This is a genomic window from Lactobacillus sp. ESL0233 (assembly GCF_003692995.1).
GTDB classification, from domain to species: domain Bacteria; phylum Bacillota; class Bacilli; order Lactobacillales; family Lactobacillaceae; genus Lactobacillus; species Lactobacillus bombicola.
Window position 1 is genome coordinate 329219 of sequence record NZ_REHH01000007.1, and the last position, 17681, is coordinate 346899.

The 17681-nt window shown below is 34.6% G+C and carries 14 protein-coding genes; 4 read left to right on the forward strand and 10 right to left on the reverse strand.

Annotated features, from left to right (window positions below):
* Window positions 1–7 precede the first annotated feature (7 nt).
* Complete coding sequence (locus F5ESL0233_RS04635) at window positions 8–1039, reverse strand: GIY-YIG nuclease family protein (protein WP_090092210.1); 1032 nt, start codon at window positions 1037–1039, stop codon at window positions 8–10.
* Window positions 1040–1097: 58 nt separating this feature from the next.
* Between F5ESL0233_RS04635 and F5ESL0233_RS04640 the strand changes: the two genes are divergently transcribed.
* Window positions 1098–1712, forward strand: a complete 615-nt coding sequence (locus F5ESL0233_RS04640; protein WP_122058979.1) for a 1-acyl-sn-glycerol-3-phosphate acyltransferase — start codon at window positions 1098–1100, stop codon at window positions 1710–1712.
* Between the two features lie 341 nt (window positions 1713–2053).
* Here F5ESL0233_RS04640 and F5ESL0233_RS04645 read toward each other — a convergent pair whose 3' ends face one another.
* Window positions 2054–2356 (reverse strand): hypothetical protein, encoded by a 303-nt coding sequence (locus F5ESL0233_RS04645; protein ID WP_122058980.1) that lies wholly within the window; start codon window positions 2354–2356, stop codon window positions 2054–2056.
* A gap of 196 nt (window positions 2357–2552) precedes the next feature.
* Between F5ESL0233_RS04645 and F5ESL0233_RS04650 the strand changes: the two genes are divergently transcribed.
* Entirely contained in the window at window positions 2553–3449 is an 897-nt protein-coding gene (locus F5ESL0233_RS04650) for an SLAP domain-containing protein (RefSeq protein WP_122058982.1), read from the forward strand.
* Window positions 3450–3538: 89 nt separating this feature from the next.
* Window positions 3539–4714, forward strand: a complete 1176-nt coding sequence (locus F5ESL0233_RS04655) for a cyclopropane-fatty-acyl-phospholipid synthase family protein (RefSeq protein ID WP_122058984.1) — start codon at window positions 3539–3541, stop codon at window positions 4712–4714.
* Window positions 4715–4761: 47 nt separating this feature from the next.
* Here F5ESL0233_RS04655 and F5ESL0233_RS04660 read toward each other — a convergent pair whose 3' ends face one another.
* The 6 genes from F5ESL0233_RS04660 to F5ESL0233_RS04685 all read right to left on the reverse strand — a co-directional run bounded on the left by F5ESL0233_RS04660 (window position 4762) and on the right by F5ESL0233_RS04685 (window position 12579).
* Window positions 4762–6162, reverse strand: coding sequence for an FAD-binding oxidoreductase (locus F5ESL0233_RS04660; protein WP_122058986.1), 1401 nt, complete (start codon window positions 6160–6162; stop codon window positions 4762–4764).
* Window positions 6163–6268: 106 nt separating this feature from the next.
* Window positions 6269–7306, reverse strand: coding sequence for an aldose epimerase family protein (locus F5ESL0233_RS04665; protein ID WP_122058987.1), 1038 nt, complete (start codon window positions 7304–7306; stop codon window positions 6269–6271).
* A gap of 73 nt (window positions 7307–7379) precedes the next feature.
* Window positions 7380–8804, reverse strand: coding sequence for an L-arabinose isomerase (gene araA / locus F5ESL0233_RS04670; protein WP_090092218.1), 1425 nt, complete (start codon window positions 8802–8804; stop codon window positions 7380–7382).
* A 41-nt stretch (window positions 8805–8845) separates the two neighbouring features.
* Window positions 8846–9574: an L-ribulose-5-phosphate 4-epimerase gene (locus F5ESL0233_RS04675; RefSeq protein ID WP_122058989.1), complete on the reverse strand. Its 729-nt coding sequence runs from the start codon at window positions 9572–9574 to the stop codon at window positions 8846–8848.
* A 3-nt stretch (window positions 9575–9577) separates the two neighbouring features.
* Window positions 9578–11179 (reverse strand): xylulokinase, encoded by a 1602-nt coding sequence (locus F5ESL0233_RS04680; RefSeq protein ID WP_122058990.1) that lies wholly within the window; start codon window positions 11177–11179, stop codon window positions 9578–9580.
* A gap of 14 nt (window positions 11180–11193) precedes the next feature.
* Window positions 11194–12579, reverse strand: coding sequence for a sugar porter family MFS transporter (locus tag F5ESL0233_RS04685; RefSeq protein ID WP_122058992.1), 1386 nt, complete (start codon window positions 12577–12579; stop codon window positions 11194–11196).
* 378 nt (window positions 12580–12957) lie between these two features.
* Between F5ESL0233_RS04685 and F5ESL0233_RS04690 the strand changes: the two genes are divergently transcribed.
* Entirely contained in the window at window positions 12958–14055 is a 1098-nt protein-coding gene (locus F5ESL0233_RS04690; protein WP_122058993.1) for a GntR family transcriptional regulator, read from the forward strand.
* A gap of 37 nt (window positions 14056–14092) precedes the next feature.
* Here the strand turns inward: F5ESL0233_RS04690 and F5ESL0233_RS04695 are convergent, their stop codons facing one another.
* Both F5ESL0233_RS04695 and F5ESL0233_RS04700 read right to left on the reverse strand, forming a co-directional pair.
* Complete coding sequence (locus tag F5ESL0233_RS04695; RefSeq protein WP_122059256.1) at window positions 14093–15889, reverse strand: ABC transporter ATP-binding protein; 1797 nt, start codon at window positions 15887–15889, stop codon at window positions 14093–14095.
* 1 nt (window position 15890) lies between these two features.
* Window positions 15891–17645 (reverse strand): ABC transporter ATP-binding protein, encoded by a 1755-nt coding sequence (locus F5ESL0233_RS04700; protein WP_122058995.1) that lies wholly within the window; start codon window positions 17643–17645, stop codon window positions 15891–15893.
* Window positions 17646–17681 lie beyond the last annotated feature (36 nt).

The window sequence follows — 17681 nt, forward strand, 5'->3', positions numbered from 1 at the left end:
TGCAAGACTAAAAGTCAACACGGTGTTCCCTTAAAAAATCTTCCTTCCATTGTCTGGAGTGGTGTTTAAACCAGTATTCACGTTTAAGAGCCAACTTTTTATCAGCAAACTTTTCGTGGTAAATCAGCTTGACTGGTCGACGTGCCTTGGTATATTTAGCACCCTTACCATCATTATGTGCTGTTAAGCGTTTTTGTAAATCATCAGTAAAACCGCCATAAAAACTATTGTCATTACATAATAGAACATAAAAGTAATATGTTTTTTGTGCTCGCTTATCCTCTGAATTGGGATTTGGCTCATGAATAATATACTGGATTGCAGGCAAATAATTTCCCTGTTCATCATGTACCTCAATTGCATCTTTTAAAATCAACCCATCTGTCCCTGTATGTTTAACCGCTTCAATAACAATCAAGTTACTATTTTCACCGCGGTGAGAAACATATGGCTGAACCACTTTTATACTAAGGTCGTGTTTCATACAAAAATAAGCAATTTCATTTAAGCGCTCTGGGCGATGCACCATAAATAATTTGCCCTTCATTTTAAGCAAACTGCTAGCAGAAGAAATTATTTCTTCTAAATTAATTAATATCTCATGGCGAGCAATTGCCTTCTGTCGCTCAGGATTAATTTTATGATTTTCGACAACTTTAAAATAAGGTGGATTAACCACCACCAGATCATAAGAATCTTTAGGTAAGAAAACAGCTACATCTTTAACATTTTTTTGATAAACGGTTATGCGGTTTTCCATATGATTCAACTCAATTGAACGTCTAGCTTGAGAAACAATTTCAGGTTGAATTTCTACTGCATCGTATTTAGCTCGATTAAAATATGCCATATACATTGTTGCTGCACAATTACCAGCACAAAGATCAGCCACCTTAGATCGATCACGAATTGATTCTTTTGCCATTGCAGCTAATAATAACGTATCAAGTGAAAAACTAAAGGAACTTTTGTCCTGAATAATCTTTAAATTGTCACTATACATATAATCTATGCGCTCATTTTTTTCCAAATTTACCATAAAATTTTATCCTCTTCAAAAGCTTTGTTATAATATTTTACATCAAATGGAGGAAATTATGTTTTATCATTTTATTCGCGCCGTTGCCCGGTTTATTGTTTGGGTAATTAACGGTCACTTACACGTTAACCATAAAAATCGCATTCCTGAAGGAAACTATATTTTAGCTGCACCCCATCGAACATGGTGGGAACCAATTTTATTTGCTTTAGCTGCAAGCCCTGCAGAATTTATGTTCATGGCCAAAATTGAACTATTTAAATTCCCACCATTGCGCTTCATCCTTAAGCATGCTCACGCTTTTGCAGTAGATCGACAAAATCCCGGTCCCTCTGCAATCAAAACACCTATTAAGGGATTAAAAGAAAAAAATTATTCATTAATTATTTTTCCATCTGGTACACGCCATTCTTCCGAACTAAAAGGTGGCACCATTGCAATCGCCAAATTGTCCGGTAAACCAATTGTTCCCGTCGTTTATCAAGGACCATTGACCTTTACAGGAGTATTGAAGCGGCAACCACTTGAAATTTGCTTTGGTGATCCTATTCAAATTGATCGTAAAATTAAATTAACTCATGAAAATGAAAAAATTTTAGATAACCAATTACAAACTGCTTGGGAAAAGTTAGATTACGAACAAAATCCAGCCTTTCATTATCAACCAAAATAAAAGAGATCGAGTTCATAATGAATTGATATGACCCCTGAAATTAAGACGATTTCGGGGGTCATATTTTTATGTCTAAATTATCTAACAAGATAAAATTAAAATCTTTTATCTTTGGCATGATTATCAAATTAGTGCTACTGAATTAAATCAGCGTTATCGGGTTAGCACTAATATTGATTACTTGCTAGCTTTAATTGAACGTCACGGTCTGGCCATTTTAAATCAGCCTTATGCCACTTATACAAGTGATTTCAAGGAGCAAGCCCTTAGTCAGGGCATAGTTAAACATGAGTCTGTCTATCAAGTAGCGCTTGACTTAGGTTTAAAAAGTAATGGCATGTTTACAATTGGCTGCGCGAATATCGTAAATGTGGATTCATATTACGTTTACGCTGAGCAACTAATTCCTGCATATATTCAGGTATCTTTTCCGCAGTATCAATAAAATTTGAAACTGTATTTGTACTATGTACATAATGACGTTTACGCTCTACAGGCTTGGTATCGTGGATTTTAGTTGTTACATTTTTTTCTTCTCTAATATTATTAGTAACTTTTGTATTTTTTTCTGTTATTAAATTGGTGTTTTTATCTACATCACTAGGCATTTCACCAATCATATCTATCAAATTTTTTTCTACCATACTAATTTCCTCTCGCTACTAAAATCTTTAATGTTAGAGTAACAAAAATCATTAAAATTCGTTACATTTAATCAGAAAGAGAAAAAATCTTACATAGAAAGTAAAATTCACAGTAATTTTCCTGAAATAGGATTTCAAATTTGATATATTTATTATGTAAAGAAAAATAATATAAAGTATTCACGGAGGTAAATTTATGTTAAAAAGAAAAAAATTGATTACTCTAGGAGCTATTATTGCTCTAGGATTCGGTGGTTTGGCAAAAACTTCTACTGATGTGAATGCCGCTTCTTGGAAAGTCAAACTTACACATAATGCTTATGTTTATACTTATGATGGTATGCGTAATGGTTCGACAGTTCTTAAAAAAGGACATAAGTACATTGCTCACGGCACTAAAATGATTGTTGGTGAAAAATTCATTAAACTAAGTAAGAATCACTATATCAAATTGGCCAATACAAAAAAAGCAAAATTTAAAAAGATAAATGAAGACTTGGGTAATCAGTCACAGTCATCACCATCTAGTGACGCAGAAAAAAGTAACAAGAAGGAACCCTCATCTAAAATAGATGATGATTTATCTAATTATGATGAAGTTTCTAAGGGTGTTTATGTTGAAAAAACAAAATTAATGACTCAATCTCAAATGGAAGAAATAAAGAGTAGTTTTTTAAAATATGTTAATAATTGGCGTAACGCACAAGGAAAACAATCTTTTACTACTATAAATTGGCTTTCTGATGGCGCTCAACTTCGAGCAAATGAATGTATTGATCTACTAAATACAAACCGTGACATATCACATACTAGACCTAACGGGCAAGGATATTCGACAGCTTTTACAAATAAAAATCAAATTAGGAGCGAAGTAATTGTAAAAGATGATTATGGCAATATTATTAATCCTGACGAAATTGCCGAAGGTCTCTTTAATGTATTTATATATCATGATGCTGCTTCAAATTGGGGACATAAAAAAACCTTAGAAAGTGATCTCTTAAATCCTGCTATTGGTATTGGAGTAGCCACTACTTTTGTTAATAAAAAGCCTTATGTAGTATTAGTTGGGGATACAGCTAGTTTAAGATAAACTAAAAGAGATCGAGTTCATAATGAATTCGATCTCTTTTTTTAGTGTTAGAATAAAAATAGTGACAACGGAATGGAGGTATTCGAAAATTGTTAGAAAAAACATTTTATCGAACAATGTTGAGCAAGTCTTTTCCCTTCCCTGTAAAAGTAACTTATTGGGACGGAAAAAGTGAAATTTATGGAAATGGCACGCCAAATATTGAAATTATTTTTAATGAAAAAATTCCTGTGTCTTCTATTACTAATAATGCTTCACTGGCTTTGGGTGAAGCTTATATGAATAAAAAAATTGAAATCAAAGGTAATATCCAACACTTGATTTGGGGAGCTTATGAAAGTGCTGGTAGTTTTATGCGCTCAAGTAAATTTCGTAAATTTTTACCACATGAAAAGCATACGGAAGCTCAAAGTGAAAAAGATGTTCAAAGCCATTATGATATTGGGAATGACTTTTATAAATTATGGTTAGATCCTACCCTTACTTATTCTTGTGCATATTTTGATGAAGACAATAAGGATGATTTAGAAAAAGCCCAAATAGCTAAAATCAATCATATTCTTGAAAAGTTACATCCCCAAAAAGGTAAAACGCTACTTGACATTGGCTGCGGCTGGGGAACCTTAATGCTGACCGCTGCTAAAAAATATGGTCTGAAGGTTACGGGAGTAACGTTAAGCGAAGAGCAATATAAATTCGTACAAAAGAAAATTTATGATCAAAATATGCAAGACATGGCTGAAGTTAAACTAGAAGATTATCGCGAATTAGGTAACCAAGAATGGGACTATATTACCTCCGTAGGTATGTTTGAACATGTTGGGCAAGAAAACTTAGGTCAATATTTTAACGATGTCGCTAAATATCTAAAAAAAGACGGCATTGCCTTAATTCATGGTATTACCCGTCAACAAGGTGGGGCAAAAAATGCTTGGATTAACAAATATATCTTTCCTGGTGGCTACGTTCCAGGTTTAGGCGAAAATATCAATCATATTGTGGCTAGTGGCTTACAAATTGATGACTTAGAAATGCTTCGCCGTCACTACCAACGAACATTAGAGATGTGGGATGAAAATTTTAATAAACAACGTGATCTTATTCAAAAGAAAATGGGTGAGCGGTTTACTAGAATGTGGGATTTATACTTGCAAGCCTGTGCAGCCTCTTTTGAATCTGGCAATATTGATGTAGTCCAGTATCTACTAACCAAAGGACCATCAGGTGAAAATCTACCGATGACTAGGAGATACATGATTAAATAACATTTATTTAAAAAGGGTATGGCTTAACCATACCTTTTTTGTTCCTTTCAAAGATTAAAAATCTTAGCTGGATTTAAAACGTTTTTCGGATCAAATAAATTTTTAATTTGTCGTAATAAGTCAGTATATTCTTTACCATAAAAGTCTTCATAGTTATTAGCACGGGCAAAGCCAATACCATGTTCGCCGGACATATTACCATCATAAGATTTAGCAGTTTTATAAAGTTCAGAAATAACTTTAGCGTTTATTTTTTTATATTCATTATCGGTTAAGTTATCTGAACAAAGATAAATATGTAAGTTGCCATCACCTGCGTGACCAAAATTAGGGATACGAATTTTTAATTCACTTTCCAATTCGGCAATTCGTTTTAAAACATCTGGAATATGATTAATTGGCACACAAATATCAATTTCATCCATTTTGGGAGTCGATTTTTGGATTGCAAGCAAAAGCTGTTCCCTACATTGCCAAATTTTTTGAGCTTCTTTTGAATCAGCTGCTAAAATTATTGCATCCTCAGCCTTAAAGTCTTTTACTACTGTTAGTGTTTGCTTTAATTGAGCTTGCCATTCTTCATCAGTAAATGAATCTAGACCGATAATAAGGAAGCCATCTCCATTTGAAATTGGAAATTGCTCATTAGAATATTCCTCCCATAATTCTATTACTTTCCGCCCCATGAATTCAACTGTTGTCGGCACGACGCCTGATGCTAAAATTGCCGGAACAGACTTGATTGCATCATTTAATGTAGGATATGGAATGATGGCATTAATCGACTTACGTGGTTTAGGATAAAGTCTCATCGTAATTTCAGTTATAACACCCAACGTGCCTTCAGCACCAATAATTAAGTCTTTTAATGAATAACCCGATGAAGACTTTACTGCTTTTGAACCAAATTTATATAGCTGACCATTAGTTAAAACAACTTTTAACTCCCGAATATGTTCCCTAGTAACACCATACTTAATTGCTTTAAGTCCCCCAGCATTTGTCGATACATTACCTCCGAGTGTTGCCCAATGCATCGCTGGCGCTGGCATGTAAGTAAATGGCTTATCTGCAAGGTATTCTTCAATATCTTTTAGTCTAATACCAGCTTGAACTGTCATAGTCAATCCTTTCGGATCATATTCTAGAACCCGATTCATTTTAACCATATCTAAAGATATGCCACCCTTAACAGTTAAGTTGGCTCCCATTAAGCCAGTGGAGTTTCCCCTAGCTACAATAGGAATATTATTATCATTAGCATATTTAACAACGTTTATTACTTCTTCATTATTTACTGGCTGAATAACTAAATCAGGCATAGCCGTAATTGTTTTGAATTGATCATGATCCCAGTGCTGCGTTGGATTAGTAATAAATCGATCTGCTTCTGAGATAAATCTAGATAAATTAGCGCAATCAGCTTTAGTAATTTCATGGTACTTCATGGTATATTCCTTTTCATTTCTAAATTTACAAATTAACTTACCTAGTAAATTTATCTTTTTATGTAAGCGGTGTCAATAATAAAGAAATAAATTAAAATAGCCAATCTTATTTTTGCGTAAAGGTAAATACTATTTCATGACTTTTTGTTGTATTTGCTGGCAAAACAATATTACCAAAATCGTCATTATTAATTGCGTCAGGCAATGTTTGTGCCTCTAATGCCACTGCTTCACTAGGTTGAGCAAATTTACCTCCATCACGTATAAACTTAACCCCCGGTTGATTTTGCGACATAGTATACACAACTAAGCAATTACTATCGCTAGATATTGTTATTGCTCGACCACTTGTCTGTTCACTTAAAACTGCAACTGGTCGTAAATTAGTGCTTGCTCCATCAATGACAAAGGCATCGTCAAAGCCATTATTCTTACTTATGGCAGATTCAAGATTTTGAAAGTCGCGAAAATCATAGGGAGTATTTTCAACCGCAAGCATATTTTCTGTTGGGATTAATTCCGTATCTAATTCTAAATATTGTGTACTATTAATTTTTAATTTATGTGAAGCTAAATTAGGCTGGTCACTCAAGTTAAAATACGCATGGCAAGTTGGGTTGAATAATGTCGATTTCGAACCACCTTTAGCCGTATACAAAATCATTACTTGATTTTGATTATTTAGTGTATATTTAATCTCTACATTAAGATCCCCAGGAAACCCATCAATCTTTTCGCTGATTTTATTGCTAAAAATCACGCTAACACTATTATGCTCTTTTTGGGTAGTTATCTTCCAATTCAAAAAACGGAAGCCATGATTACCACCATGTAAAGTATTGCCATTCTCATTAGGTAGCAATTGAACCTCTTGCTGATTTAACTTAAAATGTCCTTTTTTTATTCGCCCAGCGACCCGTCCAATTGATTGACAGCAACACAAGCCATTTGAATAATAGTCAGCACAGTGTGCAAAATTCATTATCAAATTGTGCTTATTTCCATCTTTGTCTGGTACTAAAAATTCATACCAAGTTGCCCCCATTGATAAACACGAAATTGCCACACCGCAATCGTTTTTTAGAGTAACTTTTTTAATTTCTTGAGCTTGATATTTTTCAAATTTTTGTGTAATAATTTCCATTTTTCTTCCTTACTAGCAAAATACACTACTCCAAAAAACATTGAAATAGTGTATTTATTTTTAATAATTGTCCTTACTTTATGCTACATAAATCAATACCATACATTGTAGCCAGATCACTAACTTGCTCTTCAGTTGCCGCAAATGAAAAGACTGTATGGTGTCCACCACCTGCTTGAATCCACTGCTTAGATCCCTTTTCTAAGCCGACTTTTGGTGTCCACATTTGTTTAGCAACTGGTAAATGTGGCGTTTCTTTTTCAGCTTTATGCGCATCAACTTCATAAGTAACTAACTTAAAGTTATTTCTAAAATCTGCCAGAGTAACATCAATTGCGTCACCTTCTGAACCTGAAAATACTAAACGGGCTGGGTCGGCTTTTCCACCAATATCTAGCGGATGAACTTCAACACGTGGTTTTTCTGAAGCAATAGAAGGATCTACTTCTAACATATGTGAACCCAGAATTGCTTTATGGCCCTCACGTAAATCAAGTGTATAGTCTTCCATGAAGGCCGTCTTTTGATTATGGGTCATAATCTTAAATGTTCTAAGTAAAGCGGCTGTTTTCCAATCACCTTCACCAGCAAAGCCATAACCATCACGCATTAACAGCTGAGCTGACAATCCTTCCAATTGCTCTAAACCATGAAGATCTTCAAAGTTACTAGTAAATGCAGTATAACCACCCCGTTCTAAGAACCGTTTTAAAGCAATGTATTGCTTCAACTGATAGCGAACCGTTTTTTCATATTCAGCTTCAGCCATATCGCCAGGAACTAAAGTATACTCATTTTTTAATTCAGCAAATTGCTCATCAATTTCTGATTCTTTCACTTTGTCCATCTCAGCAACTAAGTCACCGACACCATAATAGTCAACAGTCCAGCCCAATTGAATTTGAGCTTGAACTTTGTCTCCTTCAGTAACCCCAACATCACGCATTGTATCCCCAAAGCGACAAACCTTTAGTTTGAATGATTCGTCATATGCTACTGCTACATCTTCCCAATCAGCAATTTGCTTCATCACTTTAGGGTCTTGCCAATAACCATAAATTATTTTATTGTGCTTTTGCAAACGGGCATTAATATAGCCATATTCCCGATCACCATGGGCACTTTGATTTAAGTTCATATAATCAAAATCGATAGTGTCGTAAGGAATATAGTCTAAATATTGTGTTGCAAAATGTAATAACGGTTTTTGCAATAATTTTGTGCCCCGAATCCAGTTCTTTGCAGGTGAAAAAGTATGCATCCAAGTAATTACACCAGCAACATTATCCTGATAATTAGCTTCTTTCATAAACTTAGTAACTTCGTCAGCTGTAGTTAAAACAGCTTTAAAGACTATTTTATATGGAAGATTACCTTTTTCATTTAAACCTGCAACAATTTTCTTTGAATTTTCAGCTACTTCTTTTAATGTTTCTTCACCATACAAGTGTTGACTTCCAGCTGCAAACCAAAATTCATATTTAGGTACTTCTAACATTTTAAAAAATCTCCTTAATTTTAATAACTACTTCTTAATTTTTATTTTCTTTTCGCATGGGTCTGCGACTGGGCATTATTTTGCCCGTAATATGCTCCTTGACCATGCTTTCGATAGTAATGCTTATCTAATAAATACTGGGGCACATGACTATCTGCTCTAGTTAACATAAGAGTGTGGTAGTCTTCTTCTGCCACTACCTCTAAAACCTTAGCGTTATAGACTGCCTGGGCGGCCGTTTTCCCCCAACAAAATGGCCCATGTTGGCTTACTAGACTCCCGGGCGTTGCTTCATAATCTAAGTGGCGTTCTGCAAAGGTCTGCACAATGGTCTTGCCCGTATTGCCTTCATAGTCGGCTGTAATTTCGGCTTCAGTTAAGGCAGCCGCTGCTGGTATATCGGTATAAAAGGTATCGGCATGCGTTGTATTCAAAGCTGGTATGTCCATCTTAGCTGCCGCAAAGGCCACCGCCCAAGGTGAATGAGTATGGACAATTCCGCCAATCTTAGGAAAATGGTTGTACAAATAGGTGTGGGTAGGAGTATCGGAAGAAGGGTTTAACTGACCTTCAACTACTTCACCCTTAAGATTGACGACTACTAAGTCCGCTGGCGTTAATTCTTCATAACTAACACCTGACGGTTTAATCACATATAAGCCTTGCTGGCGGTCAATTCCAGAAACATTACCCCAGGTAAAGGTTACCAAACTCAATTGGGGTAACTGCATATTTGCTTCATAAACTTCTTGTTTTAATTTTTCTAGCATTACTCATTCCTCATCTTTTAAGACAGTTGCTTGATTTTCCAAAGGCAATGCCTTTCGAAAACGTGCAAGATATTTTTCAGCACCCTCTGCACCTTCAGTCTCTGGGCTCAATGTCATAATTTCAGATTTAACAAATACTTTTGTATCCAAATAATCTGCAAGCGATTCCTGTGCACCAGATAACACATATTGAGCTAAAACTGCCATACCCCAAGGACCACCAGCACTAGCATTAGTCATAATCGAAATTGGTAAATTCAACATATTAGATAAGACTTGTTGCCCCACAACTGGTGTTTTAAAAAGACCACCTTGAGCAATCATCACATCAGTCGTGATTCCTTCTTCCTTAGTAAGAATATCCATGCCAATTCTAAGTGGAGCAAATGCTGAATACAGTTGAGCCAACATCAAATTTGCTAGAGTAAAATTACTACTTGGCGTTCTAAGCAAGAGCGGTCTGCCCTCTTGCGTTTGCGTAATTGGTTCACCTGAAAGATAACTGTAATTTACAAGACCACCAGCATCAGCATCAGCTTTGGTAGTATCTAAAAACAACTTACTATATAGCTGGTCTGCAGTGATATTTTTACCCAATCGAGCCGCAAATTCACTAAAGACCTGTGCCCAAGCATTAATATCAGATGAGCAATTATTAATATGGACCATAGCAACAGGTGCGCCAGTTGGTGTAGTCACAATATCAATATCACGGTGTACTTTTTTCAGTGACTTTTCCAAAACAACCATTGAAAATTCTGATGTTCCAACTGATATATTACCCGTTCGTAAGCGAACACTATTGGTACTAATCATCCCAGTTCCAGCATCACCTTCTGGTGGTGCCATGACGCTACCAGGCTGCAAAGTCCCTGTTGGATCAAGCAGGTGAGCACCTTCATCACTCAAATGTCCAGCAATCTCACCAGCTTTTAAAACATGTGGTAGAATTTCTTCAATTTTCCATGGGTATTTTTTAACTTTTTTCAAAGTATTAAATTTTTTTAAGCAACTTTGATCAAATTGTCCAGCTGCATCAATTGGAAACATTCCAGAAGCATCGCCTACACCAATATTTTTTTCACCTGATAACTGCCAATGGACATAACCAGCTAATGTTGTTAAATATGCAATCTGCTTAACATGTTCTTCATCATGTAAAATTGCATGATATAAATGTGCAATACTCCAACGTAAAGGAATATTAAAATCAAATAAGTCAGTTAGTTCAGTAGCAGCATCGCTTGTGATTGTATTCCGCCATGTTCTAAACGGAACTAATAACTTACCTGCTTGATCAAATGGTAAATAGCCATGCATCATGGCACTAATTCCAATTGAAGCAAGCTTTTTAATCGGAACATGATATTTACTACTTACATTAGCAGCTAATTGTGCATAACTTTGCTTTAGCCCCGTTAAAATTTCTGTTTGCGAATATGTCCATATGCCATCTTGTAAACTGTTTTCCCATAAAAAACTACCAGAAGCGATTGGCTGAAAGTCTGGTGTAATTAACACAGCTTTAATCTGAGTTGAGCCAAATTCAACCCCTAACGTTGTTTGGCCACTTTCAATTAGTTGTGCTATTTTAGCAATATTCACTTCTATTTCACCTCTTAATTATTTTTGGCATGATTCATACCAATTGCTTCAATTTGTTCCAAGGTATATCCTTTTGTTTCTGGAACAAAGAATCGAACAAATAACACACCTAAAATACAAATAATTCCAAAAATTCCAAAAACCATTTCTTGTGACATAGAAGCCGTCATCATTGGAAAAAGTAAGCCCACAGCCCATGAACCAATCCAATTAAGAGAAGATGCTAAGCCAGATGCGCGACCACGAATTGCCAATGGAAAAATTTCGCCAACCAAAACCCAAGTCAATGGGGCCCATGTAAATGAATAAAATGCAACATAGATACATAAAAAAATTACAATCATTATTGGATTAGTATGTGAAGCTACACTATTAATTACTGATGGTAGCAGAAATGAAAATCCCATAATTGTGCCACCAAGCATTAATAAAGTTCGTCGCTTACATTTTTCTGCAATTGCAATATAGATTAGCGACCCAATTACAAGAATTATTCCTTGTACAATTGGCCACATTAAAGCTGAACTTGCAGCACTTCCTGTTGCTTTTTGAACTATTAAAGGAATATAGTAAAAAATTGCATTTGCGCCTTGAAACTGCTGAAAGGCTGCTACGCCTACCCCCGCAATTACCAAGTACCGATATTTACCACTAAAAAGTGAGCCCCAAGTGGTTTTCTCAGCTGCAGTATTTTCCTTTTGTGAAGCTAGATTAATTTCATTAATTTCATTAGTTACATCTTGGTCACTTTTACGTATACATGAAAGAACTTGCCTTGCTTGCTCTTCATCATTATTTTTAATTAAAAAACGAGGCGATTCTGGTAACCGAAGTACACCACAAAATAATATAATTGCTGGAACAGCTGCTAATCCTAGCATAATCCTCCATCCCCATGCTTGCGGCAAACCTTTCAATACATAATCCATGATATATGATAAAAGCATACCCGAAACAATCATTGTTTGGTTTAAACCTGAGAGACTCCCCCGAGCATTCGCTGGTGCCATTTCCGACATATATGCTGGCACTAATGCAGAAGCTGCACCTACTGCTAACCCCAGCAAAATACGTATAATAATTAAATATAAGGCTCCATTAGTAGGAGCTACCATCGAAAGTAATGAAAAAACTGCAAAAACAATTGCTGAAACTAAAATCATTTTACGACGACCAAATCGATCAGATAATTGTCCAGCAGCTGCACCACCAAAAATTGCCCCAAACATTACCGCTGATGTGATCCAGCCAACAATAGATGCATTAGTTAGGTTCCAGTCTTTTTGAAGAAATGGTAAGGCACCAGTCATGACACCAATGTCATAACCAAACAAAATTCCGCCAAATGAACCAAAAAAATAAATAAAACTACTAGGAATTTTCTTTCTGTCCTTTGTCACTAAAAATACCTCCCTTTATTTAAATTTTTCAAAAATCTATCGCCTTCTAGAAAGCACTTTCATAATATATTTTTTATTAATCGTATTCAATACCCTTAAAAATTCATTCGCATAATTTTTAACTATTGTATAGGTTATAATTATTGATATTACTTAATTTTTACTTTGGAAAATTTTTTATATGTTTTTTTCTAAAATATTAGAAATAATTCATTGTTTACCCTAGTATGTCAATTAACTTATTTTTTACTTATATATCAGTATTTTTAGGTGGACAATTTTGCGATTTTTATTTATTCATGATATTATCTTAGTTAAAAAATAAAGATTATCTATTATTATCAAATATTTATTCGAATAAATTTCAGGAGAATTAGTTTGAAAAGTGATTATATCGCTATTACGGAAACCCTCAGGAATGAAATAACTTTAGGGAGCTTCAAAACCAATCAAAAATTACCAACTGAAAATGAATTAATGCAACGATTTCAATCCACGCGTTATTCAGTACGGAAGGCTTTAATTGAACTACAAAACGAACATTTAATTTATAAAGTTCAAGGTAGCGGAATGTATATCCAAGATTGGAACAAAAAATGGCAAGCTAATCCAAAAAGTAAAATAATTGGGCTAATTTGCACCCATATAGCAGATTACATTTTTCCCAAAATCATCTCGCAAATTGATGCTGTAATTGAGCCTGCTGGTTATTCTTTGCTACTAGCTAATACTCATAATTATCCAGATAAAGAACGATTTAATTTAATAAAAATGCTCGATTCCCAAGTAGCTGGATTAATAGTTGAACCAAGTGAGAGTGCCAAACCTTGCCCAAATTCAGATATTTATAGACGAATTGCTAAAAGTAAAATCCCATTATTATTTATTAATGCTAAATATGCTGAATTCGATTTTCCTGCCATTACTAATTCTGATCGAGCATCGGAAAAAGAGTTAATTACTTATTTACTTAAACAGGGACACAAAAACATCCTTGGAATATTTCAAATTGATGATTGCCAAGGAGTTGAACGCATGCAAGGTTTTATTGCAGCATACCAATCTAGTAATATCAATTTAACTAATAGTAATCTAATTATGTATAACTCCCACGATTCCTTTTCAATTATTAGTCAAAAAATTGATGTTTATCTTAAAAGTAAGCAAGTGCCAACAGCAATTGCCTGTTATAACGACGAACTTGCTGTCTTAGTCATTGATAAGTTAAAAAACAAAAATATCAAGATTCCGCAAGATATATCTGTTGTTGGTTTTGATAATTTTGATTCTGCAACTTATTTGTCTCCCAGTTTAACCACTATGAATTATCAAAGAACTCTTGTCGGAAAAGAAGCTGGTAAGGGAATACTAACATTAATTAAAGGTAAAAAATTTTCCTCAATTGTGCATCAGCCACAATTACAAATACGTGATTCAGTTTGCACTCCTAAAAATAATAAATCAAAAAGGCACTGATAAATTATCAGTGCCTTTTTGATTTCGAAACAATTATTTAGTTTTGCTTATGTCTATTTTGTAATGTATACAGATTATAATAGTAACCATGTTGATTAATTAATTTATCATGAGTACCACGTTCAACAATTTTGCCGTCGTCAAGTACAATTATTTGATTAGCATCAACAATTGTAGACAATCTATGAGCAATTGCTAAAGTAGTACGTCCCTGGCGTAAGCTTTTCAATCCCTTCTGAATCAAAGTTTCAGTTTCAGTATCAACATTTGCCGTTGCTTCATCCAAGACCAGAATTTTGGGATCTGTAACTAAAGTCCTAGCAAAAGATATTAGTTGTCTCTGCCCTTGACTAAATTCACTACCGCCTTCACCAACTTCTGCATGATATTCTCCACTTAGTTTTTTAATAAAATCATCTGCTTGTACGGTCTTAGCCGCCTTTCTTATTTGGTCGTCTGTAATTTTATCATTATATAATCTAATATTTGAACTTATGTCACCATAAAACATGAAAGGCTCTTGTAAAACAAGTCCAAGTTTCTGGCGAAGTTCGGCTTTAGGATACCTTCTAATATCTACACCATCTATTAAAATTTCACCTTGATAAAATTCATAAAAACGCATCATTACATTAATAATTGAACTTTTTCCTGATCCAGTATGCCCAACAATTCCTAAAGTTTCTCCGGGATTAACCGTGAAGGAAATATCATGTAAAATTTCATTTTGACCATCATAAGAAAAACTAACATGTTTAAATTCAATTTTCCCCTGCCTAATAGTCAGTCCTGATTGTTCATTTTGCACAGGTTCATAATTAGTATTATCTAAAATTTTGAAAATTCGTTTACCAGCAACTATTCCATCCTGAAAAAAGGTCATTTGATCCATTAAAGTTGCTATTGGATTGAAAAACTGTGAAATATATTGCGAAAATGCATAAACGACTCCCGCTGGAACAAAAGTTTCCCGCAATGGAAAGCCAAAATACATTAACGTCAATGCCAAGGCTAGTGAATATAATAAACTAGTCAATGGTGAAAGTAAGATTGAATTAAGAGTAATCATACTGAACCTAGTTCTCATCAAATTAGAATTTTCTTGTTCAAAATGATGGCTCATTCTCTCTTCCTGTTTGAACTGTTGAATAAGAGAAACACCTTCAATTGATTCATTTAAATTTGTATTAATCCTGCTTAAGCGTTCCCGATAATTACGATACAGCTTGGAACTTCTTTTTGAATACTGCCAAATAATCAATAATAAAATTGGTAGAAAAGCAAGGACAATAAAACCAGCTAATGTATTCGTCGAAAACATGGCGATTAAAGCAGAAACAATTGAAAAAAATGAAAGAACCACACTAGCTAAAACTGTCAGAAAATTGCTCAAAGTCATTGTATCATTGGTTACGCGTGACACAATGGAGCCTGCAGGAGTTTGATCAAAATAACGCATTCCTAAAGTATGCAATTTTTGATAAAGATCTGTTCGTAAAGCTTCTAATGATTTTTCTGACCCTAAAGCAAAAAAATATTCATAAGTAAACTGCAATATTGCCTTAACGATAGAGCCTAAAGCGTATAATATACCAGCAAAAATGATCACCTGTGTTGTAACATCTGCTTTTACTAGATAGTTATCCAGAAAGAACTGTAATCCATAGGGTAACAGCATATTAATTGCACTAACTAAGAATGCACCAATCCCAGCAACAATAATTTCATTTTTAAAACGCCAAACAAAACCAAGTAATCGTTTTAATATTTTTAACTGTTCTTTAACCGGAATTTCTTGAGCCCAAACAGATTGATTCGTCTCTTGTTCGTCCACACTATTCACCAACCTTTTCTTCTAATTCTTGTTTTTGCCACATATCTGCATACCAACCATGAGCAGCTAATAACTGGTCATGAGTTCCACGCTCAACAATTTGACCATCTTTTAATACTAAAATCAGGTTAGCATGCATTACTGAAGTTAAGCGATGAGTTGCAATCACTGTTGTCTTGTCTTTGCGTTCTTGATTTAAAGACTTTAAAATTGCCATCTCAGTTCTGGCATCAACGGCCGATAAAGCATCATCCAAAATTAATATTTGACTTTTTTTAACCAAAGCACGTGCAATTGACATTCGCTGCTTTTGTCCTCCAGAAAGCGAAATACCATTTTCCCCTACCATAGTTTGATAATCTCTTGGCATTTGCATAATATCTTCATGTAAATCACTCTTTTTTGCAGCCAAAATAATTTCTGCTTTTTGTGTGTTCGTTTTTGCAAAAGAAATATTATTTTGAATATTAGTTGAAAACAAATAATTATTCTGTGGAACGTAAGAAATTTGTTTTAATAACAGTTCTAACGGAATTTGCCGAATATCTAAACCATTCAATGTAATTTGACCATCGTACTTATCAAATTCCCGTAAAAGCAGTTGAATGATTGAAGTTTTACCAGCTCCAACTTTACCGACTAAACCTAATGTTTGCCCGATTTTTAAAGTGAAATTAATATGATGTAGTACGGGGAGATTAGGTTCATCAGGATAGGCAAAAGAATTAATATGATATACTAAATCGCCAGTAATATCAGTCGCAGATAAATTTGGATCAGCCTTATCATCTGTAATCTCAGGCTTTTCAGCTAGTAATTTTTCAATCCGATCATAACTAGCACTGCCACGTTCTAAAATATTAAAAAGGTAGCCAATTGCAAACATGGGCCAAACCATATTGCCAATATAAGCAATAAAGGAAACTAGCTGACCAACTGATAATGAATGATTAACCACCATTAGCCCACCATAAATGATAGTTATAGCATAAGTTAAGCCAATCAGTAAGGTACTTAAGGGATCAAACATTGAATCCCACTTAAATACTTGTTTATTAATTTGAATTGTATCAGCAACCATAGCATTAAATGCTGCCGCATCAGCTTTTCCTTGACCGAAAGTTTTTATTACTTTTATTCCAGAAACTGATTCTTGCGTCTTATTATTTAAACGGGAAAAAGCTGCTTGAGATTTATCAAACGAATCGTGTAGTTTATCACCTAACTTCCAAGCCCCTACAGCTAAAAATGGTAAGGGTAATAAAGCAACTATTGTCAAACGCCAGTTTACAAAAGTCACCATAGCGGCCATGGTAGATAAGCCCATGACCAAAGAATCAACTAGGGTCAGTACCCCCTCACCTGCCACTTCTTGCACTGCCGAAACATCATTAGTAGCATGAGCCATCAAATCACCAGTTCGATGTCTTTGATAAAAAGTCCGATCCATTTCCATAAAATGACGAAATAGCTTTGACCGTAATTGTAACTCGAGTTCTGCAGCACCGCCCCAGATCTGCTTTCGCCAAAAATAGCGAAAACTATACAATAATAAAGCAGCAATAACAATTGTCAAAATCAGTAAGGTATATTCACTCCAAGAAATATGCCCTCGATTTAATTGATCAGCCATTAAGCCTAAAATACGTGGTGGGACTAAATTGACAAAAGACGTTAATATTAAAAATGTGATACCGATGAGGTACCTTTTTTTCTCCTGTTTAAAGAACCAACTTAATTTATAAAATATACTCATTATTCACCTAACTTTATTTATACAAAAAGACGGAGA

Bases quoted from the DNA above. Each gene is read 5' to 3' on its own strand.
- F5ESL0233_RS04635 (WP_090092210.1), bottom strand. From the start codon at position 1,039: ATGGTAAATTTGGAAAAAAATGAGCGCATAGATTATATGTATAGTGAC.
- F5ESL0233_RS04640 (WP_122058979.1), top strand. From the start codon at position 1,098: ATGTTTTATCATTTTATTCGCGCCGTTGCCCGGTTTATTGTTTGGGTA.
- F5ESL0233_RS04645 (WP_122058980.1), bottom strand. From the start codon at position 2,356: ATGGTAGAAAAAAATTTGATAGATATGATTGGTGAAATGCCTAGTGAT.
- F5ESL0233_RS04650 (WP_122058982.1), top strand. From the start codon at position 2,553: ATGTTAAAAAGAAAAAAATTGATTACTCTAGGAGCTATTATTGCTCTA.
- F5ESL0233_RS04660 (WP_122058986.1), bottom strand. From the start codon at position 6,162: ATGAAGTACCATGAAATTACTAAAGCTGATTGCGCTAATTTATCTAGA.
- F5ESL0233_RS04665 (WP_122058987.1), bottom strand. From the start codon at position 7,306: ATGGAAATTATTACACAAAAATTTGAAAAATATCAAGCTCAAGAAATT.
- araA (WP_090092218.1), bottom strand. From the start codon at position 8,804: ATGTTAGAAGTACCTAAATATGAATTTTGGTTTGCAGCTGGAAGTCAA.
- F5ESL0233_RS04675 (WP_122058989.1), bottom strand. From the start codon at position 9,574: ATGCTAGAAAAATTAAAACAAGAAGTTTATGAAGCAAATATGCAGTTA.
- F5ESL0233_RS04700 (WP_122058995.1), bottom strand. From the start codon at position 17,645: ATGAGTATATTTTATAAATTAAGTTGGTTCTTTAAACAGGAGAAAAAA.